Annotated in this window: 24 protein-coding genes; 12 read left to right on the top strand and 12 right to left on the bottom strand. The window is 68.9% G+C overall.

Annotated elements, in window-relative coordinates:
• The 3 genes from ACIPVN_RS08985 to ACIPVN_RS08975 form a co-directional block, all read right to left on the bottom strand.
• Positions 1-210: a helix-turn-helix domain-containing protein gene (locus ACIPVN_RS08985; protein WP_400442190.1), complete on the bottom strand. Its 210-nt coding sequence runs from the start codon at positions 208-210 to the stop codon at positions 1-3.
• Positions 210-698 carry a DUF2975 domain-containing protein gene (locus ACIPVN_RS08980; protein WP_400442188.1) on the bottom strand — a complete coding sequence of 163 codons (489 nt, stop codon included), beginning with the start codon at positions 696-698 and terminating at the stop codon, positions 210-212. Before ACIPVN_RS08980 ends, ACIPVN_RS08985 begins: the two co-directional genes overlap by 1 nt.
• A 165-nt stretch (positions 699-863) precedes the next feature.
• Complete coding sequence (locus ACIPVN_RS08975; RefSeq protein ID WP_400442186.1) at positions 864-2,114, bottom strand: MFS transporter; 1,251 nt, start codon at positions 2,112-2,114, stop codon at positions 864-866.
• An 82-nt stretch (positions 2,115-2,196) separates the two neighbouring features.
• Here ACIPVN_RS08975 and ACIPVN_RS08970 point away from each other — a divergent pair, with 82 nt between their 5' ends.
• Entirely contained in the window at positions 2,197-2,502 is a 306-nt protein-coding gene (locus tag ACIPVN_RS08970) for a helix-turn-helix transcriptional regulator (protein WP_247957421.1), read from the top strand.
• A gap of 44 nt (positions 2,503-2,546) precedes the next feature.
• The gene (locus ACIPVN_RS08965; protein WP_400442184.1) at positions 2,547-2,984 is read left to right on the top strand and encodes a hypothetical protein; all 438 of its coding nucleotides are present in this window, start codon (positions 2,547-2,549) and stop codon (positions 2,982-2,984) included.
• A gap of 136 nt (positions 2,985-3,120) precedes the next feature.
• Here the strand turns inward: ACIPVN_RS08965 and ACIPVN_RS08960 are convergent, their stop codons facing one another.
• Positions 3,121-3,348, bottom strand: coding sequence for a hypothetical protein (locus tag ACIPVN_RS08960; protein ID WP_400442182.1), 228 nt, complete (start codon positions 3,346-3,348; stop codon positions 3,121-3,123).
• Positions 3,345-3,617 (bottom strand): helix-turn-helix domain-containing protein, encoded by a 273-nt coding sequence (locus ACIPVN_RS08955; RefSeq protein WP_400443343.1) that lies wholly within the window; start codon positions 3,615-3,617, stop codon positions 3,345-3,347. Before ACIPVN_RS08955 ends, ACIPVN_RS08960 begins: the two co-directional genes overlap by 4 nt.
• A gap of 69 nt (positions 3,618-3,686) precedes the next feature.
• On the opposite strand from ACIPVN_RS08955, the gene map reads away from it, so the two are divergent.
• On the top strand, positions 3,687-4,460 hold the full coding sequence (gene map / locus ACIPVN_RS08950) for a type I methionyl aminopeptidase (protein WP_400442181.1): 774 nt from the start codon (positions 3,687-3,689) through the stop codon (positions 4,458-4,460).
• Between the two features lie 204 nt (positions 4,461-4,664).
• Here the strand turns inward: map and ACIPVN_RS08945 are convergent, their stop codons facing one another.
• A complete protein-coding gene (locus tag ACIPVN_RS08945; protein WP_400442179.1) occupies positions 4,665-6,236 on the bottom strand; it encodes a glycosyltransferase family 2 protein in 1,572 nt (523 codons plus the stop codon).
• Between the two features lie 75 nt (positions 6,237-6,311).
• Positions 6,312-6,569 (bottom strand): hypothetical protein, encoded by a 258-nt coding sequence (locus tag ACIPVN_RS08940; protein WP_400442177.1) that lies wholly within the window; start codon positions 6,567-6,569, stop codon positions 6,312-6,314.
• Between the two features lie 156 nt (positions 6,570-6,725).
• On the opposite strand from ACIPVN_RS08940, the gene ACIPVN_RS08935 reads away from it, so the two are divergent.
• The 3 genes from ACIPVN_RS08935 to ACIPVN_RS08925 all read left to right on the top strand — a co-directional run bounded on the left by ACIPVN_RS08935 (position 6,726) and on the right by ACIPVN_RS08925 (position 11,474).
• Positions 6,726-7,355: a PadR family transcriptional regulator gene (locus tag ACIPVN_RS08935; RefSeq protein ID WP_400442175.1), complete on the top strand. Its 630-nt coding sequence runs from the start codon at positions 6,726-6,728 to the stop codon at positions 7,353-7,355.
• 75 nt (positions 7,356-7,430) lie between these two features.
• A complete protein-coding gene (locus ACIPVN_RS08930) occupies positions 7,431-9,125 on the top strand; it encodes an ABC1 kinase family protein (RefSeq protein ID WP_400442173.1) in 1,695 nt (564 codons plus the stop codon).
• 411 nt (positions 9,126-9,536) lie between these two features.
• Positions 9,537-11,474 carry a BCCT family transporter gene (locus ACIPVN_RS08925; protein ID WP_400442171.1) on the top strand — a complete coding sequence of 646 codons (1,938 nt, stop codon included), beginning with the start codon at positions 9,537-9,539 and terminating at the stop codon, positions 11,472-11,474.
• Positions 11,475-11,624: 150 nt separating this feature from the next.
• Here the strand turns inward: ACIPVN_RS08925 and ACIPVN_RS08920 are convergent, their stop codons facing one another.
• Positions 11,625-11,897, bottom strand: a complete 273-nt coding sequence (locus ACIPVN_RS08920) for a hypothetical protein (protein WP_400442170.1) — start codon at positions 11,895-11,897, stop codon at positions 11,625-11,627.
• 37 nt (positions 11,898-11,934) lie between these two features.
• A complete protein-coding gene (locus ACIPVN_RS08915; RefSeq protein WP_400442168.1) occupies positions 11,935-13,497 on the bottom strand; it encodes an SDR family oxidoreductase in 1,563 nt (520 codons plus the stop codon).
• Between the two features lie 91 nt (positions 13,498-13,588).
• On the opposite strand from ACIPVN_RS08915, the gene ACIPVN_RS08910 reads away from it, so the two are divergent.
• From ACIPVN_RS08910 to ACIPVN_RS08900, 3 genes are all read left to right on the top strand, one after another.
• Entirely contained in the window at positions 13,589-13,840 is a 252-nt protein-coding gene (locus ACIPVN_RS08910; protein WP_400442166.1) for a hypothetical protein, read from the top strand.
• Between the two features lie 61 nt (positions 13,841-13,901).
• Positions 13,902-14,075, top strand: a complete 174-nt coding sequence (locus ACIPVN_RS08905) for a CsbD family protein (protein WP_400442138.1) — start codon at positions 13,902-13,904, stop codon at positions 14,073-14,075.
• A gap of 95 nt (positions 14,076-14,170) precedes the next feature.
• A complete protein-coding gene (locus ACIPVN_RS08900; RefSeq protein ID WP_400442164.1) occupies positions 14,171-15,751 on the top strand; it encodes an MFS transporter in 1,581 nt (526 codons plus the stop codon).
• Positions 15,752-15,765: 14 nt separating this feature from the next.
• Here the strand turns inward: ACIPVN_RS08900 and ACIPVN_RS08895 are convergent, their stop codons facing one another.
• Both ACIPVN_RS08895 and ACIPVN_RS08890 read right to left on the bottom strand, forming a co-directional pair.
• On the bottom strand, positions 15,766-16,332 hold the full coding sequence (locus tag ACIPVN_RS08895) for a MarR family winged helix-turn-helix transcriptional regulator (protein WP_400443341.1): 567 nt from the start codon (positions 16,330-16,332) through the stop codon (positions 15,766-15,768).
• Positions 16,332-16,574: a hypothetical protein gene (locus tag ACIPVN_RS08890; RefSeq protein ID WP_400442162.1), complete on the bottom strand. Its 243-nt coding sequence runs from the start codon at positions 16,572-16,574 to the stop codon at positions 16,332-16,334. The genes ACIPVN_RS08895 and ACIPVN_RS08890 overlap by 1 nt, the downstream gene beginning before the upstream one ends.
• A gap of 126 nt (positions 16,575-16,700) precedes the next feature.
• Here ACIPVN_RS08890 and ACIPVN_RS08885 point away from each other — a divergent pair, with 126 nt between their 5' ends.
• From ACIPVN_RS08885 to ACIPVN_RS08875, 3 genes are all read left to right on the top strand, one after another.
• On the top strand, positions 16,701-17,144 hold the full coding sequence (locus ACIPVN_RS08885; protein WP_400442160.1) for a MarR family winged helix-turn-helix transcriptional regulator: 444 nt from the start codon (positions 16,701-16,703) through the stop codon (positions 17,142-17,144).
• A gap of 104 nt (positions 17,145-17,248) precedes the next feature.
• Complete coding sequence (locus tag ACIPVN_RS08880) at positions 17,249-17,578, top strand: hypothetical protein (protein ID WP_400442159.1); 330 nt, start codon at positions 17,249-17,251, stop codon at positions 17,576-17,578.
• Position 17,579: 1 nt separating this feature from the next.
• Positions 17,580-17,870 (top strand): hypothetical protein, encoded by a 291-nt coding sequence (locus tag ACIPVN_RS08875; RefSeq protein WP_400442157.1) that lies wholly within the window; start codon positions 17,580-17,582, stop codon positions 17,868-17,870.
• Between the two features lie 135 nt (positions 17,871-18,005).
• Here the strand turns inward: ACIPVN_RS08875 and ACIPVN_RS08870 are convergent, their stop codons facing one another.
• Positions 18,006-23,483 (bottom strand): GH92 family glycosyl hydrolase, encoded by a 5,478-nt coding sequence (locus ACIPVN_RS08870; protein ID WP_400442155.1) that lies wholly within the window; start codon positions 23,481-23,483, stop codon positions 18,006-18,008.
• Between the last annotated feature and the right edge of the window lie 206 nt (positions 23,484-23,689).

The following is a 23,689-nucleotide window of genomic DNA, read 5'->3' as shown; positions in this document are numbered from 1 at the left end:
TCACTCGTCCGGCACCCAACGCAGCAGATCACCCGGCTGGCATTCGAGCACCTCGCAGAGCGCGTCGAGAGTGGTGAACCGCACCGCCTTCGCCCGCCCGTTCTTGAGCACGGCGAGGTTCGTGGGGGTGATCCCGATGCGCTCGGCGAGTTCGCCGACCCCCATCTTGCGACGGGCCATCATCACGTCGATATCGACGACGATGGGCATCAGATCACCTCGTCATCGAGTTCCGAACGCAGCGCCTGCGCCTCGGCATCCCGCGCGATCGCCTGCCGCAGCAGCGCCTTCATCACGACGACGAGCAAAGCCACGCCGGCCAGGACGAGCCCCGCCCCTCCGATCAGCGCGACGACGCCGGGCGCCACCTCGCCCGGAGCCAGCAATGCAGCGAGAATCCAGGCAAGCGCGGCTGCGGCGACGATCGCCCCGATGATCACGTCGACGTAGCGGAACGATGACTCCGAGAAGATCAGCCCTTGGCGCACCTTCGTCAGCAGCATCCACACGCACACCCCGAATACCTGCAGCGTCGCGACGCCGAGAACGGCGATCACGACCAACGCGATGCGCCCCCAGGACTCGGCGCCCTCGAGGTCGTTCCACACCAACGGCACGACGACCGTCTGCACGACTACCGATCCGACGAGCGCGACCGCGATCACGATCTGCAAGGTCAGGATGGATGCTCGATTCACGGCGGCTCCTCTTGTCGAATGTCAAGAGAAATCTATCGTTAATCGTTCGATTGTGGAAGTGGGTGCCAGCGTTGGCCGCCTTCGCGCGCACTGATCGATGCGAAATGCCGGTTATGACGCCTCAGAGCCGGCATTTTCCACCGATCAGTGCACCTGGGCCCCCACCTACCTCCGCCGCACCCGCAACCCGAACGCCACCGCCGCGAGCGCGATCACCACGACCCCGTATCCGAAGCACACCGCCTCGAGCCCGACGACGCCCACGAGCAGCCCCGCCGCCACGGCCGGCACCCCGAACGCGAGATACGCCAGCACGTAGATCACGGCGAACGTGTCGGCGCGCTCGGTCGCGGGGATCTTCGGTGCCAGCGACGCGACCACCCCTGAGAACGCCGTGCCGAAGCCCATGCCCGTCACGCCCGCGGCGACGAGATAGAACGCCAACGACTCCACCGACAGCGCCGCGAGCGACAGCGCGGTGCCGACGGACAGGGCCGCCGTGCCGAACAGGACGGTGGTGCGCGCCGGCATCCGTCGCAGGGCGAAGGCCGTCACGGCCCCGACCCCCGCCAGCAGCACGACCCCGAGCCCCTGCCAGACGTGCGCCTCGCCGCCGAGCTCGCCGCGCACGATGTTCGCGCCGAGCGACAGGAACAGGCCACCGGTCGCCCAGCCCGCGATGATCGCGGGTGCGCCGCGCCAGAGATCCGAACGGATGCCGGTGGGCACCGACAACCGGAAGCTCAGCGACGCCCAGACCCCGGGTCGACGAGGAGCGGTCTCGGGGATGGCGAGGAACAGCGCCGCGAGCACCACGTACGCCGCCGTGAGCGGGGCGAACACGTCGAGCAGCGCCTGCCCGGTGACGTCGAGCAGCACCCCCGAGACGAGGGCGCCGGTGGCGAGACCGATACCGGGGCTGAGGGAGTTCCAGAGGGCCGCGGCCTTCGGGCGCCCGGCGGGGGCGAAGTCGAGCACCGTGGCCGAGAGTGCGGAGATGAGCAGACCGCTCGCCGCACCCTGCAGGATGCGGGCGAGGAACAGGGTGGCGACGGCATCCGCGTGCCAGAACAGCACCATGCTGGCGGCGAGCAGTAGGAATCCGCCGATCGCCACCGGCCGCCGACCGACGTGGTCGGAGAGCGAGCCGGCCGTGAGAAGCGTGAGCAGCAGCGCCACCGCGTACACGGCGAACACCGCGCTGATCACGATCGCGTCGAAACCGATCTGCTGCGCGAGCACCGGGTAGAACGGCGACGGCGCGCTCGCGCCCGCCATCATCAGGATCTGCGCGACGACCGCGAGCGCGAAACCGAGGCGGGAGCGGATGCCGACGGCGCCCTGATCCGCGCTGGGTCCCTGAGTCCGTCGAAGGGCCCCACCCCGCGGCACGGTGATCGACTCGGTGCTGGTCATCCGCTTCTCCTCAATCGTTCGAGATTTGTCGAACCATCCGACCGTACTCGCCATCCGCCGATTGTTCAACTATTCTCGAACCATGCCTGGCGATCTTCCGCACCCGGAGCGCTCCGAGATCCAGCTGACCGACGTGCTCTTCGCGCTCAGCGACCCCGAGCGTCTCGCCATCACGCGCCAACTCGCCGACGGCCCGCTCGACATGGCCGCCTGCCACGCCACCGACCCGAACCTGCCGAAGTCGACCAAGTCGCACTTCATGAAGGTGCTGCGCGAGGCCGGCGTCATCCGCAACGAGCCCGACGGCCGGCGTCGACGCCTCACCCTGCGACGCGACGACCTCGATGCGCTGTTCCCGGGGCTGCTCGACTCGGTGCTCGCGACCTAGTCCCGCCCATTGCATCCGACGGCGACCTCGGCGAGGCTCGAACCATGGCCATCAGCGCGAATCGGATCGACGACTACTTCACCCGCTACGCCGCGACCCTCACGAACCTCGACGCCGGCGCGTGGGCGAAGCTGTGGGGAGAACCGGGGGTGATCGTCGACGATCGGGCGTCGATGGTGGCGGAGTCGCGCGAGGCCATGGTGCAGGGCCTGTCGATGTCGTTCCCGCTCTACAAGAAGCTCGGACTCGCCTCGGTGCGTCACGAGGTGTGCGACAGTACCGCCGTCTCCGAGAAGCTCGCCCTCGTTCACGTGCGCTTCGACTTCGTCGACGCCGATGGCGACGCGCTCAGCGATATCACCAGCTACTACCTGCTGCGCGACAACGGCTTCGGTCTGCAAGCGACGGTGTGCATCGAGACGGATGCCGCCGAGAAGCTGCAGACACTCGCCGCGGAGCGCGGGGTCGAGCTGCCGGGCTGAGTGGCGCGCGGTTCATCACTCCGGAGAATCGGCAGTCGAGGGTGGGTGGGTGCGCAGTTTCGGGGAGGATCGCGACGGATCTCCGGAGTTGTGCGCGCCCTCAGGCGAAGAGCGGATGCCGCGGCCCGCGCTCGTGCTAGTCGTCGCCGAGTTTCCCGCTGAGGAATGGGCCCATGATCGTCGCGCCGATGCACGCGCCGATCGCCCCTCCGATGCCGAGTCCCAGCCACGCGTTGTCGTCGAACAGCAGCCCACCGGGCAGTGCGCCCAGGGCTGCGCCGAGCAGTCCACCCAGGGTGGTGCCCATCGGCGTCGCCCGGCGCGGGGCGGACGGCTCGCGCGGTTCCTCGGGCTGATCGGTCATGACGCGACCGGCCGGGTGGCCGCGGCATCCGTCCCGATCTCGGCCCACACGGCGTCGAGCGACAGGCCCAGCACTCCGGCGATCGCGGCGATCGTCGAGAAGGCGGGCGTTGCGACCCGCCCGGACTCGATCTTGCGCAGCGTCTCGGGCGACACTCCGGCGTCGAGCGCCACGCCCAGCATGGATCGCTCGCCCCGCGCGGCGCGCAGGAGGGCGCCGAGGCGCTCACCTCGTTCGACCTCGGCGGGGGTGAGGGGCATCCGGACCATCATGATGCCAATACTAATCCCGGGATAGGATTGCCGGGATAGTTATTGGTCGCCACCGGAAGGCACCCCATGATCGAAATCCTCACGCCCGACCAGGTCGACCGGGCCCGCGCCACCGGCGCGCTCGTCGGCGACATCCTGCACGCGCTCGAGGCGAAGGCATCCGTGGGCACGAACCTGCTCGACATCGACCGCTGGGCGAAGCAGATGATCGAGGATGCCGGCGCCGAATCCTGCTACGTCGACTACGCGCCGTCCTTCGGTGACGGCCCCTTCGGCCACTACATCTGCACCGCCGTGAACGACGCCGTGCTGCACGGCAAGCCCCGCGACTACACGCTCGTCGACGGCGACCTGCTCACCCTCGACCTCGCCGTCTCGCTGCGCGGGGTCGCGGCCGACGCGGCGATCAGCTTCATCGTCGGCACCGCCCGCGACCCCGAGGACGAGCGCCTGATCGAGACGACCCGGCGCGCGCTCGCAGCAGGCATCGCCGCCGCCCGCCCCGGGGCGCGTATCGGCGACATCTCGCGCGCGATCGGCACGGTGCTCAAGTCCGAGGGGTACCCCATCAACATGGAGTTCGGGGGCCACGGCATCGGCTCGACGATGCATCAGGACCCGCACGTCGCCAACAACGGTCGCCCCGGCCGCGGCTACGTTCTGCGCCCGGGCCTGCTGCTCGCACTCGAGCCGTGGATCATGGCCGACACCGATCAGCTGGTGACGGATGCCGACGGCTGGACCCTCCGCAGTGCGACAGGTGCCCGCACCGCCCACACCGAGCACACGGTCGCGATCACCGAGGATGGCGCGGAGATCCTGACGCTGCCGACGCGGTAAGGGATGCCGCGGGGCGGGGCCCTTCGACAGGCTCAGGGACCCAGTTCCGCGGGGCGGGACCCTGCGACGGGCTCAAGGACCCTGTTCCGCGAGGCGGGACACCTGTATCGGAGGAGTTCTCGCGATACGGAGGACTGTTCTCGGCATCCGCTCCTGGGTTGCGAGAGATCTCCTCCGTTGCGAGATGCCGCGGGGCGGAGCCCCCTACGTGCGCCGAACCAGCTGCCGCGCGCGTCGCGCCGTTCGGCCGGCGAGGTCGCGCAGCCCGGTGCCCGACCCCTCGCGCTGCAGTTCGACGCCGCCGCTCGATCCCGTGGTGATCTGCACGGCGCTGCCGGCCAGCAGCGGTGACGAGCCCGCGCGCATGAGAGAACCTGCATCCGATGTGACGGGCACGTCGAATGTCCACCCGGCCCGGCGTACCTTCGCCATCAGCCGCAGGGTCGAGGAGGGGCCGTGGTCGGCGAAGACCTTCAGCGGGTCGATCGCGACGGTGATCCCGTTCCTGGCGCGGGGCCGCTCGCTGGCGATGCGGCGTTCGTCACCCGGCTCGTCGCCCACGAGGAACAGCTCGATGCGGTCGTTGGTGCGCTCGCGCCCGGCGACGAGCGCCTCGGGCGGCAGGTCGGTGAGCGACTCCAGCGGCAGCGACGACAGACGGTCGGTCTCGGTGTCGAACACGAGCGCCTCGCGGCCATCACGCAGGATGCCCACGTCGATCGACAGGTGCAGCCCGCCGCCGCGCGACCAGTTCGCCGAGGTGACGGTGGCTTCGCACGACAGCTCCGTCTCGAACTCCGCGAAGCGCACGAGATCGTCGCGCAGTCCGGCACGTAGCAGGGCCGCGCGGATGCGGTGGGGGAACGCGAGCCCGGCATCGACGCCGGGGCCGAACCGCCTCTCGACGATCGGGGTGACCACGTCGATCAGGCGGTTGCGGTATTCGGCGGGGTAGCGCAGCATCTGCTTGCCGCTCAGGCGCTTGAGGATCTTGCCGCGGAACCAGTGCCGCAGCAGCTGGTCGCGCAGGGTGCCCGGCTCGGTGTGGGCTTCGACGACGTCGAGCACGTTCTCGAGGTGCGGGAAGTACGTCTCGGGATCGATGCGCGACGAGCTCGCGCTGCCCGGATGCTTGACCCACGCGTAACAGGGAGTGCTCGCCAGGATCGAGATGGTCGATGCCGCGAAGTAGGCCTGCATCACGTACAGGTGGTCCTCGAGGCGCACGCGGCCGTCCGGGAAGCGGATGCCGTTGTCACGCAAGAACTCCGTGCGGAAGAGCTTGTGCGGCGTGAGCATTTCGAGGAGAGGATCCTCACCGAGCTTCGCATCCGGAATATCGCGCCGGAAGATGCGCCTCGGCAGGGGGCGCCCGATGCCCACCTCCTTGCCGACCACGACGTCGGAGCCGTTCGCGTCTGCGTAGTCGCAGAGTGCCTGGAGCGCGTCGTCGAAGAGGTAGTCGTCCTGGTCGACGAACTGCACGTAGGTGCCCTGCGCAGCCTCGACTCCCGCGTTGCGGGGTGTGCCGGGCCAGCCGGAGTGCGGCAGGTTCAGGATCCGGATATGCGGACGATCCTGGGCGATGCGCTCGAGACGCTGCTGTGTCGCCTCGTCCGAGCCGTCGTCGCAGAGCAGGATCTCGAACTGATCCGGACGCAGGCTCTGGCGGTCGAGCGAGGCGATCAGATCGCTGAAGCTCGGGCCGGGGTTGAAGACGGGCACGATCACGCTGACCCGGATGGACGATTTCTGACTACCGATATGCGACGACATTGATGCCAGTAGAGCAGTCGTCGCTGTGACGCGCACCGGGATTGCATTTCCCCCGGGCGTGTGGTGGGCGCCGGTTCAGGTGACCGGATGCTCCGGGTCGCTGCCGCCGTCGGCCGCGGCGTCCGCCTTCTTCTTGTTCTGCGCATCGATCGCGACCCCGAGCGCGATGCCGAGCGAAAGCCCCACGCCCATGCCGAGGCCGATGTTGTCGAAGAACAGCAGGCCGGCCAGCATCCCGAACGAGATGCCGAGGGCGATGCCCAGGGCGAGGCCGGTCTGAGTCTCCTTCTCGGACTCGTGCGACTTCTCTGACTTCTCTCCGGGATCTGTCATGCCTACGACGGTACGGAAGCCGTCGAGAGCGCGCATGCCCCGCACGGGGGATTCCGCGACAGGCTCGGTCCTCCGGGCGTCGTCGGAACTCCCACCTCGCGCCCAGGTGAACGATATATCGTTGAGTATCGTTCACCACCCCATCTGGAGGTCATCATGAACAACGCATTCCCCTTCGGCGGAACCGGCAGCAACAGCGGCAACGCCGAGAATCCGCTCGGCAACATCTTCGGCACCGGCGGCCTCGGCGGCCCCAATGGTCCGGCCGGCGCTCTCTTCGACGCCTTCGACCAGCTGCGCAAGTCGTTCGACCAGCAGCGCCCCTCCGGCGGCAGCCGTATGGCCCGCGGCGACGTGCGCGCGGCGGTGCTCTCGCTGCTCGCCGAGCGCCCGATGCACGGCTACCAGATCATCAACGAGATCTCCGAGCGCAGCGGCGGCTCGTGGAAGCCGAGCGCCGGCTCGGTCTACCCGACGCTCCAGCTGCTCGCCGACGAGGGCCTGATCGAGGCCGAGGAGCAGAACGGTCGCAAGACCTACTCGCTCACCGAGGCCGGTCGCGCCGTCGCCACCGAGACGACCGAGACGAAGGCTCCGTGGGAGTCGTCCTCGAAGGACGGCCACCGCAACGATCCCCGATTCCACGCCCTCCCCAAGGCCGGGGTCGACCTCGCCGCCGCCGCCGCACAGGTGGGTCGCAGCGGATCGCCCGAGCAGGTGCAGGCCGCGATCGACATCCTCGACGAAGCCCGCCGTAAGCTGTACACCATCCTCGCGCAGGACTGATCTCGCGAGCATGACCCGCTTCGCCTCGCTCGCCTCGCGGGCGGGCGGACTCGACGACGGCGAAGGAATCGATCGATGACGGATGCCCCGGCGCAGAGCGCCCATCGCGCTCGCTACCGTCGCATCATCTCCTTCGCCGCTCGGGAGTTCGTCAAGATCTGGTGGTTCGAACTGGTCCTGCCGAAGTTCGGCATGAGCGGCATCGCGGAGCGCACGCGCGCCCCGCGCATGCAGAAGTTCGCACGGCGGTTCCACGGCCTCGCGGTCGAGCTCGGCGGCCTCATGATCAAGGTCGGTCAGTTCATGTCGTCGCGCCTCGATGTGCTTCCGCCCGAGATCACCGCCGAGCTCGCCGGGCTGCAGGACGAGGTGCCCGCCGTGCCGTTCGCTGACATCCGGGTACTCGCCGAGGCCGAGCTCGGCACCCCGCTCGACAGCGCATTCGCGTGGGTCGACGAGACGCCGCTCGCCGCGGCATCCCTCGGCCAAGCCCACCGGGCGAAGCTGTCGGCGCAGGATGCCGCCGACACCGGGCTCGACACCGTGGTGCTGAAAGTGCAGCGCCCGGGAATCGACGGCATCGTCGCGACCGACCTCGCCGCCCTCCGCCGGGTGGGGAAGTGGCTGACGCGGGTGCGCATCGTGTCGGACCGGGTGGATGCTCCCGCCCTCGTCGAGGAGTTCGCGGCCACGAGCCTCGAGGAGATCGACTACCTGCACGAAGCGGCATCCGCCGAGCGTTTCCGGGAGGCCTTCGCCGACGACCCCCGCGTCGACGCTCCCGAGATCGTGTGGGAGCGCTCGACCCGTCGCGTGCTCACGCTGTCGGACGTCACGGCCATCAAGATCAACGACACCGCCGCACTGCGTGCCGCCGGCATCGACCCCGCGCGGGTGGCCGAGGTGTTCGCCGAGGTCATGTTCGATCAGGTGTTCACGCACGGCTTCGTGCACGCCGATCCGCACCCCGGCAACATGTTCGTGACTCCGCGGGCGGAGGGAGCGGATGCGGGTGACCCGCCGTGGCGCCTCACCTTCATCGACTTCGGCATGATGGCCGAGGTTCCCGCGAACCTGCGCGCCGGCCTGCGCACCCTCCTGATCGCGGTGACCGCGCGCGACAGCCGCGGACTCGTCGACGCCGCGAAAGAGATCGGGGTCCTGCTGCCCACGGCCGACACGCGCGAGCTCGAACAGGCGCTCACCGCTCTCTTCGCGCGCTTCGGCGGCATGGGCTTCGCGGAGCTGTCGAAGGTCGACCCGCGCGAGTTCACCGCCTTCGCCGACGAGTTCGGCGACATGGTGCGCCGGCTTCCGCTGCAGCTGCCCGAGCACCTGCTGCTGCTGATCCGTGCGGTCTCGCTCACCTCGGGCATGTGCAGCGCGCTCGACCCGACCTTCAACGTGTGGGATGCCGCCGAGCCCTACGCCAACCGGCTGCTGCGTGACGAGAGCGGCAACCTGATGCAGGACGTCGCGCAGCGCGCCATGAAGACCGCCGGCATCACGATGCGCCTGCCCGACCGCATCGACGCGATCATCACCCGCGTCGACGACGGCAACGTCACCTTCGACACCTCGCGGTTGGAGCGTCGTCTCGACCGCCTCGAGGGTATCGCCCGCCGTATCGGGTCGGGCGTGCTCTTCGCCGCCATGCTCGTCGGCGGCGCGCTGCTCGTCGACCCGGTTCCCGGCCTCGGCTTCACGCTGCTCTGGGCATCCGCTCTGCCCCTGCTGCACGCGGTCTTCGGGGGCTTCTTCCGGCGGTAGCCGCGGGGCCGCCCGGCGGCGCTTCGACAGGCTCAGCGACCCAGGGCTGGGTGAGGTTGACGGAACTGGGTCCCTGAGCCTGTCGAAGGGCCCCGCCGCGCGCGACCGGAGGAGATCTCGCGTTCGGCAGGAGCATCCGCCCCATTTGGTCCTGCCCAGCGCGGGTTCTCCTCCCGAACGAGCGGATGCCGGGGCCGTCCTGCGGTGCTTCGACAGGCTCAGCGACCCAGGGCTGGGTGAGGTTGACGGAACTGGGTCCCTGAGCCTGTCGAAGGGCCCCGCCGCGCGCGACCCAGGGGGTGTCTGGGGGCGATGGAACTGGGTCCCTGAGCCTGTCGAAGGGCCCCGCCGTGTGCCCACCGGCTGCCTCGACCCCGCGCCTGTGAACCGGCCATGGGAGAATGGCTTCTCATGGAGACCCCCGAAGAGAAGCCTCCCCGCACCACCGCCACCAACATCGTTCCCAAGGCCACCGAGACCGGCCGCAAGATCGTGCGTGACATGTCGGCCGTCCCGCCGCGTGGACTGCACCCGGCGCTGATCCCCGGTGTCTCGGTCGAAGAGACCGGGCGCACCTACCGCACCGACCACCTGGTGTTCGGCGTCGCGCTCGCCGCGACCGTCGCGTTCATCGCGTGGGGGGTGTTCGCGGGCGACAACCTCTCGGGCACCGCCAGCACGGTGCTCGCCTGGGTGACCGAGTACTTCGGCTTCTTCTTCACGACGATCGCGACCGTGATCCTCGTCTTCATGCTGTTCGTCGGCTTCAGCCGGTACGGGCGCATCCCGCTCGGCCGTGACGACGAAGAGCCCGAGTTCTCGATGTTCTCGTGGATCTCGATGCTCTTCGCCGCCGGTATGGGCATCGGCCTGGTGTTCTGGGGCGCCGCCGAGCCGCTCACGTTCTTCGAGTCGCCGCCGCCCGGCACGGTCGAGGCCAACACCCTCGAGGCCATGCACACCGCACAGGCCCAGGTGCTCTACCACTGGGGTCCGCAGGCCTGGGCGTTCTACGCGCTCGTCGGAGGAGCGATCGCTTACGGCGCGTTCCGCCGCGGCCGCACCCCGCTGATCTCCTCGATCTTCGCGCCCCTGCTCGGCGAGGGCCGCACGACCGGACCCGTCGGCCGCACGATCGACATCTTCTCGATCATCGTCACCCTCTTCGGCACGGCCGCGTCGCTCGGCCTCGGAGCCCTGCAGATCGGGCACGGTGTCGAGATCGTCACCGGCCTCGGCGAGGTCGGCAACGGCATCCTGATCGCGGTCATCGCCGTGCTCACCGCCTGCTTCATCGCGTCGGCGGTGTCGGGCGTCTCGAAGGGCATCCGGGCGCTGTCGAACACGAACGCCGTGATGGCCCTCGTGCTCGCGTTCTTCGTGTTCTTCGTGGGTCCGACGATGCTCATCCTCAATGTCATCCCGTCGGTAGCCGTACAGTTCCTCGGCGACCTGCCGATGATGATCGCCCGCTCGGCATCGCAGGGCGCCGAGGCCGAAGTGTTCCTCTCCGGCTGGACGATCTTCTACTGGGCGTGGTGGATCTCGTGGTCGCCCTTCGTCGGCATGTTCATCGCCAAGATCTCGCGCGGACGCACGCTGCGGCAGTTCGTGTCGGTCGTTATCGTGGTGCCGTCGGCGATCTCGCTCGTCTGGTTCGCGATCTTCGGCACCACGGCGATCAGCCAGCAGATGGACGGCGCCGGCCTCGTGGTCGACCCGCCCGAAGAGGTGCTCTTCGGCGTGCTCGAGAACCTGCCGTTCCCGCTGATCACCAGCATCCTGCTCATTCTGCTGATCTCGATCTTCTTCATCACCGGTGCCGACTCGGCGTCGCTCGTCATGGGCACGCTGTCGCAGCAGGGTCGCCCGGAGCCCTCGCGCTGGGTCACGGTGATCTGGGGCGCGCTGGTCGGAGCGATCGCCGCCGTCGTGCTCGTGTCGGGCGAGGAGGGGAGCGGGCTCCAGTCGCTGCAGAACGTGACCATCATCGCGGCGCTGCCGTTCGCGGTGATCATGGCGTTCATGATGGTCGCCTTCATGATCGATCTGCGCCGCGACCCCATGATCCTGCGCGAGCGGTATGCCCGTGCGGCGGTACGCCACAGCGTCATGGCCGGACTCGAGGAGTACGGCGACGACTTCGCCCTCGTGCCCGTCGAGTACGACCACTCCGGCGACGATCTGGCGTGGATCGACGAGGAGACCGTCGACGAGACGCTCTCCGAGGTCTACGAGGCGGCGACCGAGGCGATCGACATCATTCCGCAGGAAGACGTCGACGCCGCGGTGGATGCCGCGGTCGACCCCGCGCAGTCGGATGCCCCGGAGCGCCCGCGCGCCGACTGATCGGGTGTGCGCGGGGCGGGTGCTTCGACAGGCTCAGCAACCCGGTTTCGGTGCAGGGTCAGCAACCCGGCACTGGGTCCCTGAGCCTGTCGAAGGGCCCCGGTCCTGGGTCCCTGAGCCTGTCGAAGGGTCCCAGTACCGGCGAGCCCGTCAGCCGGCGAGGCGGGTGAGGCGCACGACGAGCAGACCGACCGAGGTCAGCAGCACGAAGTAGCTCAGCACGAGACCGAGGATGGCGGCCAGGAGCATCCGGCCGCGGTGGCGCGCCGCGCTGTGCCCGACGAACACCGCCGCCCCCGCGACCACGATCGACAGCAGATAGCCGACGACTCCGCTCGTGAACGTGAGGAGGACGATCAGCGCGGCGATCCCCGCGGCCAGCGCGATGAGGTGGCGGTACGGATTCGGCTCGGCCTCGGTCATCCCCCGAGCCTATCCAGACGACGGGCCCGGCCCGGGGCTACTTCGCGCCCTCGGCGGCCCCGGTGATGCGGGCGGCCATGCCGGCGAAGATCGCGCCGTGGAACGGCAGCACGGCGAACCAGTAGAGCCGACCGCCGAGCCCGCGGGGGAAGAACACCGCCCGCTGCTCGTAGGTCGCGCCGGCCCCGTGCGGCAGGGCCCGCAGCTCGAGCCACGCAGAGCCGGGCACCTTCATCTCGGCGCGCAGACGCAGCAGTCCGCCGCTCGCGTCGGACGCGTCGGTCTGCACGCCGGGCTCTTCGACCGCCTCGACCCGCCAGAAGTCGATCGCGTCGCCGACGCGCGCCTCGGTGCGGCTGCGGCGTCCGCGGCGCAGTCCGACGCCACCGACGAGGCGGTCCATCCATCCGCGCACGGCCCAGAGGAACGGCGAGGAGTACCACCCGTTCGTGCCGCCGATGCCCTCGATCACGCGCCAGAGCTGGTCGACGGATGCCTTCGTCTCGAGCGTCCGCGCATCCGTGAACACCGTGCGCCCGGCCCAGTCGGGGTCGCTCGGCAGCGGGTCGCTCGGCGCGCCCGAGACCTCGGAGTCCTGCCAGCTGGTCTCGATGGTGTCGGCGTTCGACCGCCCGATCGCCATCGCGACGGCGCTGCGGTAGGGGGTGAGGCCGCCCGTCGGCCGAGGGATCAGATCGTCGACGTCGCGGTTCTTCACCACGCACTCGTTCTGCAGCGATGCGACGAGCGGTCGGGCGATCGATCGCGGCACCGGCGTCACCAGGTTCACCCAGTGCGAGGCGAGCCCCGGGGTGAGTACGGGCAGGGCCGCGATCGCGCGCTGGGGGAGCCCGGCCTCGACCGCGTAGCCGTTCATCATCTGCCCGTAGCGCAGCACGTCGGGGCCGCCGATGTCGACCGCGCGGTTCACGCTCGCCTCGACGCGGGCGGCGCCGAGCAGGTAGTGCAGTACGTCGCGGATCGCGATCGGCTGGATGTGATTGCGCACCCACTTCGGGGCGGGCATGTAGGGCAGCACCTCGGTGAGGTGGCGGATCATCTCGAACGACGCCGAGCCCGACCCGATCACGACCCCGGCCTGCAGTACGAGCGTCGGCACCCCCGACTCGAGGAACACCTCGCCCACCCGCACGCGCGAGCGCAGGTGCGGCGACAGCTTCACGTCGTCGGGATGCAGGCCGCCGAGGTACACGATGCGGGATGCGCCGGCCTTCGCCGCAGCATCCGCCACGGTCTGCGCCGCGCGCTCGTCGGCCTCCTCGAAGTCCTTACCGGCGCCCATCGAGTGGATCAGGTAGTAGACGACGTCGACGTCGCGCATGGCCTCGGCCACGGCATCCGCGTCGTCGGCCGATCCCTCGACGATCTCGCAGTCCGGGCCCCAGGGGAAGGACGCCGCGCGTGCCGCGTCGCGCGCGAGGACTCGCACCCGGTACCCGGCGTTGAGGAGGCGGGGCGTGAGGCGTCCGCCGATGTACCCGGTCGCCCCGAGGACGAGGGCCACAGGGGCGCTGCCGTCGTCTCGGGGGATCGCGCGCAGGTCGTCTTCGCGTCCGGTGGGCTGGGTGAGCTCGGTCATGTCCTGAGCGTAGGTCGAAGTCGATGGAATATCACTAGGCTGGCATTTCACTAGTCAACCTAGTAATCTTTCGGACGAGGAAGGTGATTCGATGTCCCAGGTGATGGAAGCAACCCGCACGATCGGCACGCGTCGTGCCCTGCGCCGCGCGACGGCGGTGGCGCCCGTCGAAGACCTCGACCTCACGCCTCTCTCCGCCCGACGGGCCGTGGGCCGCATCTCCGGCATTCCCACCCGCGTCGAGCGCCGCTCGTTCCTGCGGTCGGCCGGGATCGTCGGCGGCGTCTCGCTCGTCGCCGCGGCATCCGCCCCTCTGATGGCCGGACTGCTGCTCGCCGGTTGATACGGAATACGGAACGCCCCCACTGGACCACGCACGACCATCGAGAAGAAAGGAGCCCCCCATGGGACTCGACGACAAGATCAAGAACGCCGCGGAGGACATCGCCGGTAAGGCGAAGGAGGCCACGGGCAAGGTCACCGGCAACGAGAAGCTCGAGGCCGAGGGCAAGGCCGACCAGGTCAAGGCCGACGCGAAGAAGGCCGGCGAGAACGTCAAGGACGCGTTCAAGAACTGAGCGAACGCAGGAACTTCGGGGAGACGGTGGGTGTACCGTCTCCCCGAACTCTGTCCCGGGGCATCCGCCCCGCGACGGAAGAAAGTGAGAACGACATGTCCGATCCCGTGAAGAGCGAGTCCCTCTGGCAGCGGCTGCTCCGCCGTTTCCGTCCCGCGCCGACCGAACCCCGGCGCCTCACGGTCGAGGACGTGACGGTGGTCGATCGCCCGATGCTCCGCCGTGCGGTCGCCGGAACCGTGGTCGGCAACCTCATGGAGTGGTACGACATCGGCGTCTACGGCTACCTGGCGGTGATCATCGGTCGGGCGTTCCTGCCGGACGCCTCGGCCGGAGCGCAGTCGCTCTTCTCGCTCGGTGTCTTCGCCGTGACCTTCGTCGCACGCCCGCTCGGCGGCATCGTGCTCGGCCAGTTGGGCGATCGACTGGGGCGCCAGCGCGTGCTCGCCTTCACGCTCATCATGATGGCGGCGGCGACCTTCCTCATCGGCGTGCTGCCCGACTTCTCGGTCATCGGCGTCTGGGCGCCCATCCTGCTCATCGTGCTCAAGCTCGCGCAGGGCTTCTCGACCGGCGGCGAGTACGCCGGCGCGACGACCTTCATCACCGAGTACGCGCCCGACAAGCGGCGCGGGTTCTACGCGTCGCTGCTCGACCTCGGCTCGTACATGGGCTTCGCGATCGGCGCCGCGTTCGTCTCGATTCTCCAGCTGACCCTGTCGGCCGAGGTCATGCAGGGCTTCGCGTGGCGCATCCCCTTCCTGGTCGCACTGCCGCTCGGCCTCATCGCCATCTACTTCCGGCTCAAGATCGAAGACACCCCCGCCTTCCAGGAGGCGCAGGATGCCGCGGCGCGCGCCGCCGACGAGGCGCAGGACTCGGCCGATGCCCCCAAGGGCGTGATCGCGCTCATCCGGGCGTACTGGCGCGAGCTGCTGACGGCGTTCGTGCTCGTCGCCGCGGCGAACACGGTCGGTTACGCCCTCACCTCGTACATGCCCACGTACCTCACCGGAACGCTCGGATACGACGAGGTGCACGGCACACTGCTCACGCTTCCGGTGCTCGTGGCCATGGCCCTCTGCATCCCGCTCACCGGCCGTCTCTCCGACCGCATCGGCCGCAAGAGGGTGCTGTTCATCGGCTCGATCTCGGCGATCGTGCTCGCGGTACCCGCTTTCCTGTTCATGATGCACGGCGAGATCTGGTCGACCGTGCTGGGACTCGTGCTGCTCGCATTCCCGGTGACGTTCTACGTCGCCAACCTCGCCTCCTCGCTGCCGGCGCTCTTCCCGACGTCGTCGCGCTACGGCGGTATGGGCATCTCGTACAACCTCGCCGTCGCGCTCTTCGCGGGTACCGCCCCGGTGGTGATGGAGGCGCTCGTGCAGATGACGGGCTCGTCGCTCGCGCCGGCGTTCTACGTGATCGGCACGTCGATCGCCGGGTTCGTCGCGGTCGTCGTTCTCAAGGAGTCGGCGCGCCGACCCCTGCCCGGTGCCATGCCGAGCGTGCAGACCGAGCAGGAGGCCATCGAGCTCGTCGAGGGGCAGGACGACAACCCCGACCTCGATCTCGACGAGTTGTTCCCCGAGCGCGTCGATCAGGCGGCAGATGCCGCAGACGGCGCCGGCGGCGCGGATCCCGCGGAACCGGCCGAGCCCGAGAAGGTCTGAGTCGTGCGGTCGGGCTACTCGCCCGCCGCTCCCTCTCCCTGGGCCTCTTCGTGGTCGCGGATGACGTCGCGCAGTTCCTGATCGAGGTCGGATGCCTCTTCGATCGCCGAGGTCATGCCTGCGAGGAAGCGGGTGACCACCGCGCGCTCCTTGTCGGTCATCTCGTCGACGAGCGACAGCATCCGCCGGTGCATCGCGCCGAGGGTGTCGCGCACTTCCTCGTCACTGCTGACGGTCGGAACCACGATGCCGGCGCGACGGTCGGTCGGGTGCGCCTCGCGGCGGACATGGCCGCCCTTCTCGAGGCGGTCGATGAGCGTCGTGGTGGATGCCGTCGAGATGTCGAGCATGCGGGCGATGTCGATCGAGCGCACGATGCGCCCGGCGCGCTGCTCGCGCAGCAGGAAGCGCAGGGCGACGAGGTCGGTCTCGTTCATGCGCATCGACACGCGCGTGCGGGCGCGCATGGCGGTCTCGGCCGAGCGGTAGCGCCGCAGCAGGTTGAGCACATCGACCGTGCTCGCCGAATCGGCCTCGGGGTACCAGTACCCGGAACGGGTGAACTCCTCGGAACTCTCCATCACGCCACCACCTCGCCATCATCGCCGAGCCGCGTGGCTTCGCGCTCGAGCATCTCGATCGTGCCGTCCTCGACCTCTGCGGGGACGATCTGGAGCTCGCCTCCGGTGATCGCGTCGTGCTCGGCGGCCACGACCTGCTCCAGCCGCCAGACCGGAACGGAGGGGAAGCGCGCACGCAAGCGCTCGACCATGTCGGAATACAGAATGTATCCCGCGTCGTCGAGAGTGAGTCGCTCAGCCATATCATCCTTTCCGGCGGGGCGGTATTCCATCCTCTCATCCGAAAGAGCCCCTGGTCGCCATTGGAAAACGCTAGGCAGCCTCGTTACGAGATCATCTTGTAGCATGGAGGGGTCAGGGGGTGACACATGGTGAACGATACGACGACGATCACATCCGATCTCGTGCACAGCGTCGACGAGTTCCGTCGAGCCGACGCGCAGTTCGCGCGACGCCTCGCCGCCGTGCGCGCGCCGAACGACACCGACCGCGTCGCCATGCGCTTCATCGCGGATGCTCCGGCCGATGCGCCGGCTACTCCCGGAGACCTCGCCGGGCACCTCAGTGTGAGCACGGCGGCGATCACCAGCGTCATCCGCCGCCTGCAGGAGCGGGGGCAGATCGTGGTCGCCCCGCATCCGGCCGACGCGCGTTCGAAGGTCCTGCGCCCTTCGCTGCGCGACATCAATTCTCCTGCCGATGAACTGACGCGTCGGATCGAGGCGATCGCCGACGAGTTCACTCCCGAGCAGACCGACGTCGTCTCCCGATTCCTGCGCCGTCTCACCGAGGAGATCGCGGATCTTCCGTAAGGCGTGATCGAGCGCTTCTGCGTTTGTCGATCGTCCGGTTGGAAATTTAACTAGGTTACCTAGTAATATAAATCTCACGCAGTCTCGACCACGAGGAGAGCAGCATGGGACACCTGACCTACGGAAACACCGACGCATCGATCGAGGTGGACGACGCCCTGCTCGTCCACCTCCGTGCCGTCACCGTCACGAAGCTTCGGCGGAACGAGTCGTTCGCGCTCACCGTCCCCGCCGGCAACGGCGCCAACCAGACGCTCTGGATCCACGCTTCGATCCCCCTGCGCTTCTCGTTCGACGGCGACCCCGCACTGCACCGCCCCCTCCTCGCGTCGATGATGGAGGCCGCCAACTCGGCGAACGGTCTCGACATCACGCGTGCGGAGTACCGCGCATCGCTCGAGCACGCCCGCGAGCTGCACGCGGTGAGCGCCTGACATGCCCGGTCGAGATCGCAAGGCGTCGCGCGCGTCTCTCGCGAGCCCGCGGCGCCGCCTCACGCTCGTCCGTCCGCCCCGCGGCCTGTGGGTCGAGGTGGAGCGCGGGTTCCACGTCGGCAACGAGCGCGGAGTGTTCCTCGGCTCGGTGAAGGCCGCCGACCCCGAGCCCGGATTCCATGCCTTCGGGTCGACCTCCGAGCACATCGGCTGGTTCGACGGACTCGTCGAGGCCAAGGCCGCCGTGGTCGCGGCATCCGCCGTCTCCGCGTCGGGTGAACTGACCCACTGAGATCTCTCGGTTCAGAGCCCTTCGACAGGCTCAGGGACCCCGTGCCCGCACCTGGGTTGCTGAGCCTGTCGAAGCACCCCCCACGAGGCACGGAAGAGGGGCCCGCAGGCGAACCTGCGGGCCCCTCGCCGTCGCTCAGACCTGCGCGCCTCGGCGGCGGATCATCAGACCCGCGCCGGCGAGCAGGGCCAGGATGCCGAGCATCCACAGCAGCGACGCCTCGCCGCCCGTCGCGGGCAGAGTGCCGTCACCGGCATCCGTCCCATCACCGGGAGCGACCGCGTCGCCGTCGCCCGAACCGCCGCCCGAACCGTCGCCCGGGGTGCCGGGGGCGCCCGTGCCCGGGTCGGTCGGGTCGGCCTGCGGAACCACCGTGATCACGCTCTGCGCCGCCGCGGTCGTGCCGTAGTCGTCGGTGACGGTGTAGACGAGAACGAACGCGCCCGGTTCGGGCGCGACCATGCGTGCCATCGCGCCCGCCTGCACCAGCTCGACCTCGATCCGGTCGGTGAGGTTGACACCGTTCGCGTCGGTCGCCGAGACCCCGGCGAGCTCGTCGAACTCCTCGCCCTCGACGACGGTGCGGGTCGGCGGCACGCCGCCGAACGTCGGCTCGACCGCGGTCACGGTCACCGTGCGCAGGGCCACCGTCTCGTTGCCGGCCAGGTCGGTGACCCGGTAGGTGAGCGTGTAGACGCCGGGCTTCGCCGTATCGACCGTGCCCTCGACCGTGATCGCCGCGGTCACGTCGCCGTCGATCTCGTCGGTCGCCGAAACTCCGGCGAGCGGCTCGAACGGCTGGCCCTGCGCCACCTCGGACTCGGCGGGAAGACCCGCGAACTCCGGGCCCTTCTCGTCGTCGGCCGTGCGGGTGAGCGTCACCTCGTCGATCACCTTCCGATCCATCGTCTGATAGGTCGTGAGGGTGATCGCCTCCGGTGTCACGTCGACATCGGTGTACTGCGGCTGGTTCGACTGATCCTTGATCGCCGCCTCGGGAGACGACGCGTCGAGACCGTAGAACTTGCTGCCGCTCGAGGAGTTGCCGGTCACGTACAGCACCTGCCCCTCCTCGGCCGCGAGCGTCACACCCGACTTCTCCTGCGCGTCCAGGTCTCCGGCCGGCGTCGTGCCGTCCATGAGGTAGCTGCGCGTGTAGATGTGGTCGTGACCGGCGAGCACCAGGTCGATGCCCAGTTCGCTGAACACCGGTGCGAGGGCCGCACGGCGCTCCTTCACATCCTGCTCCACGGAGTGGAATGCGGCGGAGTACAGCGAGTGGTGCATGACGACGACGATCCAGTTGGCGTCGGCGCCCTGCTCCTCGACGACCTCGCGCAAGAAGGCCGCGTGGTCCTCCTCGTTCGTGCTGCGCGCGTTGGTGTTGATGTTGAGGTAGAGCACGCCGTTGTAGGTGTACCAGTAGTCGCCCCCGGCTCGCCCGTCGATGCCCTCGTACCCGTGGGTCTCGGAGCGGTTCGGAGTGAAGAAGTGCGAATTGAACTGGTCGGACTGGTTGTCGTGGTTTCCGATCGTCGCCTGGAACGGCAGCTGCTTCAGCAGCTCGGGGGCGATCAGCGAGGCGTACTCGTCTTCGGAACGGTGGGTCTCGATCTGGTCACCGCCGCTCACGATCATCGAGGCATCCTTCTCGAACTGGTCGATCTGCCCGAGCGATGCGGCCCAGCGGTCGCGGTCGTTCTGCCAGCTGCCCGATGCTCCGATCTGCGCGTCCGTCAGGTAGACGAAGCTGTACGACTCGTCGAAGGTGCCGGTCCACAGCTCGTACGAACGCGACCATCCCGTCTCATCGTCACCGACGCGGTACAGGTACGACGTCTCCGCGGCCAGGCCGTCGATGACGACCTGATTCGAGTAGCGTCCGTCGCGAGCCTGCGCCGTGGTGGCGTCGATCGTGCGCGCCTCGGTGACCGGGAACCCGGCGCCGGTGCGGGCGGATGCCGGTGCGACCTGAACCTTCGCCGCGATCTCACGATCGGTGTAGAACGTCAGGTTGCGCTGCGTCTCGTCGGATCCCACGTGCAGGAGCACGTCGGAGATCGCGGCGGGAGCACCCTTCGCGGCGATGGTGAGCGACGTCAGCTGCATGAACACATCGGAACTCGTGGCGTTGGTGTTGTGCACCTGCACCGCGATCGTGTTCTCACCCGCCTGCAGAGCGGATGCCGGAACCGTGAACGCACCCGTCAGGGGGGCCGTGCCGTTGTCGCCGGCGTAGACCATGTTGCTCGGGCCGTCGCCGATGCGGGCATCCGCGAAGCCGCCGACGAGCTGTCCGTTGACGTAGACGCGGGCGGCGTCGTCGTAGGCCAGTTCACCGTTCAGCTGGGTGATCTGCGCGAGATCGGCCGCGTCGATGTCGAACGTCGTGCGGAAGAAGAACGCCTCCGTGTTGGTGGTGCCCTCCTTGTACTGGGTGACGAGGTTCGTCGGCGTGTAGCCGCCGCCCAGGTCGGCGATCACGCCGTTCTTCGCTCCGAAGCTGCCGGTGCCGGTCTTCCACGACGCGTCGTCGTAGTCGGCGGCCGTCCAGCCGGTCTTCGTGGCGAGGCCCGCGGCGGGGTCGTCGGCCGTGTCGTGGAAGCGCCAGACGGTGTCGGCGTTCGTGACCGCGGTGCCGTCGATCTCGACGGGTGCGGGGGTGGTCGGCGCTGTCGGCTCCTGCGCGTCGGGACGCGCAGGCAGCGCCGGCTCACCGGGCTGGGTCGTGTCCAGCGGGCGCAGGGCGACGTCGAAGACGTGCATGATGCCCTTGCTGACGTCGTTCGGCAGGGTGACGCTCGCCACCTTCTTCTTCGTGTCGAGCGGCACGACCGCCGTCGCGAAGAGGGTCGGCTTCGCGGTGTCGGAGCCGCCGCTGAGCGTGTTGCGCTTCGTGAGCGGCACCAGGCGGATGTTGCCGGGCTCGGCGCCCGAGTTCGTCCAGTCGGTGAGGCGCACGTCGACCTTCTTCGTGGAGCCGTCGGTGTACGTCACCAGTGCGGTGCCCCGCGAGGGGCCGTTGGTGGCGAGACCGAGGAAGGAGATCCCGGATGCCGCGACGTCGCCGAAGTCGAGGACCTGGCCGTTCGGGATCCAGTGGTCGGCCTCGCCGGCCTGCGTGTCGGGCCACGTGAACTCGACGCCGGTGTCACCGAGGGGGAGCTTCGCGCCGCCGGTGACGCCCGCCTTCGCGAGGTCTTCACGCGAGAGGCCGATGCCGCCGGCATCCAGCCCGCCCATGTTGACCGCTCCGTCGGAGGTGATGCCGACCGAGTTGCGGTCGTCCTTGCCGTCGCGGAACGACGGGGGCACGTCGCCCTCGCCGGTGCCCCACGTCGAGGCCGTCGCGCCCATCGTGAAGTCGAGTGTGCCGCCCGAGCGAGCGAAGTCGGCGGGCAGCCACGACGCGGTCTGCGCCTGGCCGTTCACCGACAGGCCCGTCGTGTAGCGACGGTCGTCGCCGGCGCCGGGTGCGTCGATCGAGATCGTGCGGTCCGAGCCGATCGAGGTGATCTCGATGTGCTCGAACATGGGTGCCGAGACCAGAAGGTCGGCGGTGCCCCAGATCGCGGGCATCAGCCCGATGTTCGCCCACACGTACCAGGCGCTGAACGATCCGAGGTCGTCGTTGCCGGCGAGTCCGTCGGGAGCCGTCGTGAACAGCTCGTCGGCCGCACGGTACAGCGTCTCGGTCGTCTTGTGCGGAGCCTGCAGCCAGTTGTAGACCCACGGCAGGCCGAAGCTGGGCTGGTTGGCGATGTACGCAGCGTCGCTGAAGGCGCCGGCGTCGAGGTCGCGCAGGATGCGGTCGAGCTGCTCGGTGGCCTTCTCGGTGCCGCCGCGGGCCTCGATGAGATCGGCCATGTTGTGCGACACGTTGAAGCCGTACTGGTAGCCGGTCGACTGCTCGAACTGCGCACCCTGCGTGGTGAGCGAGGTGTTCAGGAAGCCGTTGCGGTTGCGGGCGTCGATGTGCCCGGTGGCCGTGTTGAAGATGTTCTTCCAGTTCTGCGAACGGGTCGAGAACTTCTCGTACGCGGCCTCGTTCCCGAGGCGCTTCGCCAGCTGCGCGATCGCGAAGTCGTTCGTGGTGTACTCGATCGTGCGCGAGGTCGCGGCGCCCTGCTTGTCTCCGTCGATCCATCCGTGGATGCCGTACATGACGGCATCCGACCGCCCGGTGTTCGTCATCGGCAGCGTCTGCGTCGCGAGCATGCTCTCGAGCGCCTTGGCGCGGTCGTAGTCGGTCGAGCCGAAGTCATCCGTCGCCGCGACGATGTTCTGCAGCGAGTCGCCGCTCATCTTCGTCTGGATCTGGTTGTAGGTGGGCCAACTCGTCCACTTGCCCGACTGCGAGACCATGTCGACGATCGACTGGTTGATGTCGCTCGCGCGCTTCGGGTAGAGCAGAGCCACGAGTTGCGACTGCCCGCGGTAGGTGTCCCAGCCCGAGAAGTTCACGTAGAAGTCGTGGCCCTCCTCGACGCTGTGGATCGTTCCGTCGTAACCCGTGTAGCGACCGTCGACGTCCTGGAACGTGTTGGGGTGCAGCAGCGAGTGGTACAGCGAGGTGTAGAAGGTGATGCGGTCGCGGTCGGTGCCGCCGGTCGCATCGATCGAGCCGAGTCCCTCTTCCCAGGTCGCGCGCGCCTGGGCGCGGGTCTGGTCGAAGTCGAGGGCGGCGGTCTCGGCCTGTGCGTTCGCGCGGGCGCCGTCGACCGAGACGTAGCTCAGGCCGATCTTGGCCGTGACATCGGCGCCGTCGGCGAAGGTCAGGTACGCACCGGCGCCGTGTTTGGTGGCGGCGGATGCCTCGGTGCCGCCCGCCTGCACGCCGGCCGGGGTCCACGTGCCGAACGACTCGACCGGCTGGTCGAAGGTCGCCGAGAAGTAGGCGGTGTACTGCGAGCCGCCGTTGCAGACGATGTTGGCCTTGACCGAGCCGGTGAGTTCACCGGTCGCAGGGTCGAAGGCGATGTCGGAGGCGTGCACCTGGTTGTTCGAGCCGCCCGCCTCGAAGAGGAGCGTCGAGGTCGCAGCGGTCTCGTCGAACGAGTAGCGGCTGACCGCGGTGCGGGTCGTGCTGGTGAGCTCGGCCTGCACGTTCTCGAGTCCGACGGCGTAGTAGCCGGGCTCGGCGGTCTCGTCGTCGTGCGAGAAGTCGAGGAAGTAGTCGCCGATCGCGCTCGCCGGGTTGGTCGGCAGGGTGCCGTCGGTGAGGGCTCCGGTGAAGGGGATCACCGGGAAGTCGAAGCCGCCGAAGTTCGACCGGCATCCGGTGCCCGAGAGGCGGGTCATGCCGAAGCCGCGGATCTGGTCGGCGTCGTACTCGTAACCGCCGAACTGCTGGCCGTTGCCGGTCTCGAAGGTGGTCGGGCTGGACTGCACCATGCCGAACGGCACGGTCGCTCCGGGGAAGGTGTTGCCGTAGTGGTCGTTGCCGCGCGCGTTGTTGGCGTCGTTCATCTGGGTGCCGATGAACGGGTCGACGGCCTCGAACGGTGTGAGGGTCGAGATCTCTTCGGCGTAGGCGGCGGGCGTCACGAGGACGGACGACGCCGTGAGAGCGGTGATGACTCCGGCGGCGAGGGCCGCGCGGCGTCTTCTCATGTGTCGGCGGGGGGATGCCGAACGCATGGGGGGCATGCGATTACCTCCAGGTGGTGGGTGGATGCGCTGCCCGCATTCTGACAACGCTGTCAGGAACACTATGGAGGTTTGTGGACGCGATGTCCAACAAGAGATGAACGTTTGGGGCGGTGGTACGGGGCGGGCCCTTCGACAGGCTCAGGGACCCAGTTGCGACACCGGGTTGC

This window comes from Microbacterium sp. NPDC090003 (assembly GCF_044748385.1).
Taxonomy (GTDB): Bacteria; Actinomycetota; Actinomycetes; order Actinomycetales; family Microbacteriaceae; genus Microbacterium.
This window is presented reverse-complemented; position numbering and strand designations above follow the sequence as displayed.

Excerpts from the sequence above, each read along its gene's own strand:
- ACIPVN_RS08940 (WP_400442177.1), bottom strand. The coding sequence starts at position 6,569 with ATGACAGATCCCGGAGAGAAGTCAGAGAAGTCGCACGAGTCCGAGAAG.
- ACIPVN_RS08970 (WP_247957421.1), top strand. The coding sequence starts at position 2,197 with ATGCCTGGCGATCTTCCGCACCCGGAGCGCTCCGAGATCCAGCTGACC.
- ACIPVN_RS08925 (WP_400442171.1), top strand. The coding sequence starts at position 9,537 with ATGGAGACCCCCGAAGAGAAGCCTCCCCGCACCACCGCCACCAACATC.
- map (WP_400442181.1), top strand. The coding sequence starts at position 3,687 with ATGATCGAAATCCTCACGCCCGACCAGGTCGACCGGGCCCGCGCCACC.
- ACIPVN_RS08885 (WP_400442160.1), top strand. The coding sequence starts at position 16,701 with ATGGTGAACGATACGACGACGATCACATCCGATCTCGTGCACAGCGTC.
- ACIPVN_RS08955 (WP_400443343.1), bottom strand. The coding sequence starts at position 3,617 with ATGGTCCGGATGCCCCTCACCCCCGCCGAGGTCGAACGAGGTGAGCGC.
- ACIPVN_RS08905 (WP_400442138.1), top strand. The coding sequence starts at position 13,902 with ATGGGACTCGACGACAAGATCAAGAACGCCGCGGAGGACATCGCCGGT.
- ACIPVN_RS08960 (WP_400442182.1), bottom strand. The coding sequence starts at position 3,348 with ATGACCGATCAGCCCGAGGAACCGCGCGAGCCGTCCGCCCCGCGCCGG.
- ACIPVN_RS08870 (WP_400442155.1), bottom strand. The coding sequence starts at position 23,483 with ATGAGAAGACGCCGCGCGGCCCTCGCCGCCGGAGTCATCACCGCTCTC.
- ACIPVN_RS08895 (WP_400443341.1), bottom strand. The coding sequence starts at position 16,332 with ATGGAGAGTTCCGAGGAGTTCACCCGTTCCGGGTACTGGTACCCCGAG.
- ACIPVN_RS08880 (WP_400442159.1), top strand. The coding sequence starts at position 17,249 with ATGGGACACCTGACCTACGGAAACACCGACGCATCGATCGAGGTGGAC.
- ACIPVN_RS08900 (WP_400442164.1), top strand. The coding sequence starts at position 14,171 with ATGTCCGATCCCGTGAAGAGCGAGTCCCTCTGGCAGCGGCTGCTCCGC.
- ACIPVN_RS08930 (WP_400442173.1), top strand. The coding sequence starts at position 7,431 with ATGACGGATGCCCCGGCGCAGAGCGCCCATCGCGCTCGCTACCGTCGC.
- ACIPVN_RS08985 (WP_400442190.1), bottom strand. The coding sequence starts at position 210 with ATGCCCATCGTCGTCGATATCGACGTGATGATGGCCCGTCGCAAGATG.
- ACIPVN_RS08920 (WP_400442170.1), bottom strand. The coding sequence starts at position 11,897 with ATGACCGAGGCCGAGCCGAATCCGTACCGCCACCTCATCGCGCTGGCC.
- ACIPVN_RS08875 (WP_400442157.1), top strand. The coding sequence starts at position 17,580 with ATGCCCGGTCGAGATCGCAAGGCGTCGCGCGCGTCTCTCGCGAGCCCG.
- ACIPVN_RS08945 (WP_400442179.1), bottom strand. The coding sequence starts at position 6,236 with ATGTCGTCGCATATCGGTAGTCAGAAATCGTCCATCCGGGTCAGCGTG.
- ACIPVN_RS08915 (WP_400442168.1), bottom strand. The coding sequence starts at position 13,497 with ATGACCGAGCTCACCCAGCCCACCGGACGCGAAGACGACCTGCGCGCG.
- ACIPVN_RS08910 (WP_400442166.1), top strand. The coding sequence starts at position 13,589 with ATGTCCCAGGTGATGGAAGCAACCCGCACGATCGGCACGCGTCGTGCC.
- ACIPVN_RS08890 (WP_400442162.1), bottom strand. The coding sequence starts at position 16,574 with ATGGCTGAGCGACTCACTCTCGACGACGCGGGATACATTCTGTATTCC.
- ACIPVN_RS08935 (WP_400442175.1), top strand. The coding sequence starts at position 6,726 with ATGAACAACGCATTCCCCTTCGGCGGAACCGGCAGCAACAGCGGCAAC.
- ACIPVN_RS08965 (WP_400442184.1), top strand. The coding sequence starts at position 2,547 with ATGGCCATCAGCGCGAATCGGATCGACGACTACTTCACCCGCTACGCC.
- ACIPVN_RS08975 (WP_400442186.1), bottom strand. The coding sequence starts at position 2,114 with ATGACCAGCACCGAGTCGATCACCGTGCCGCGGGGTGGGGCCCTTCGA.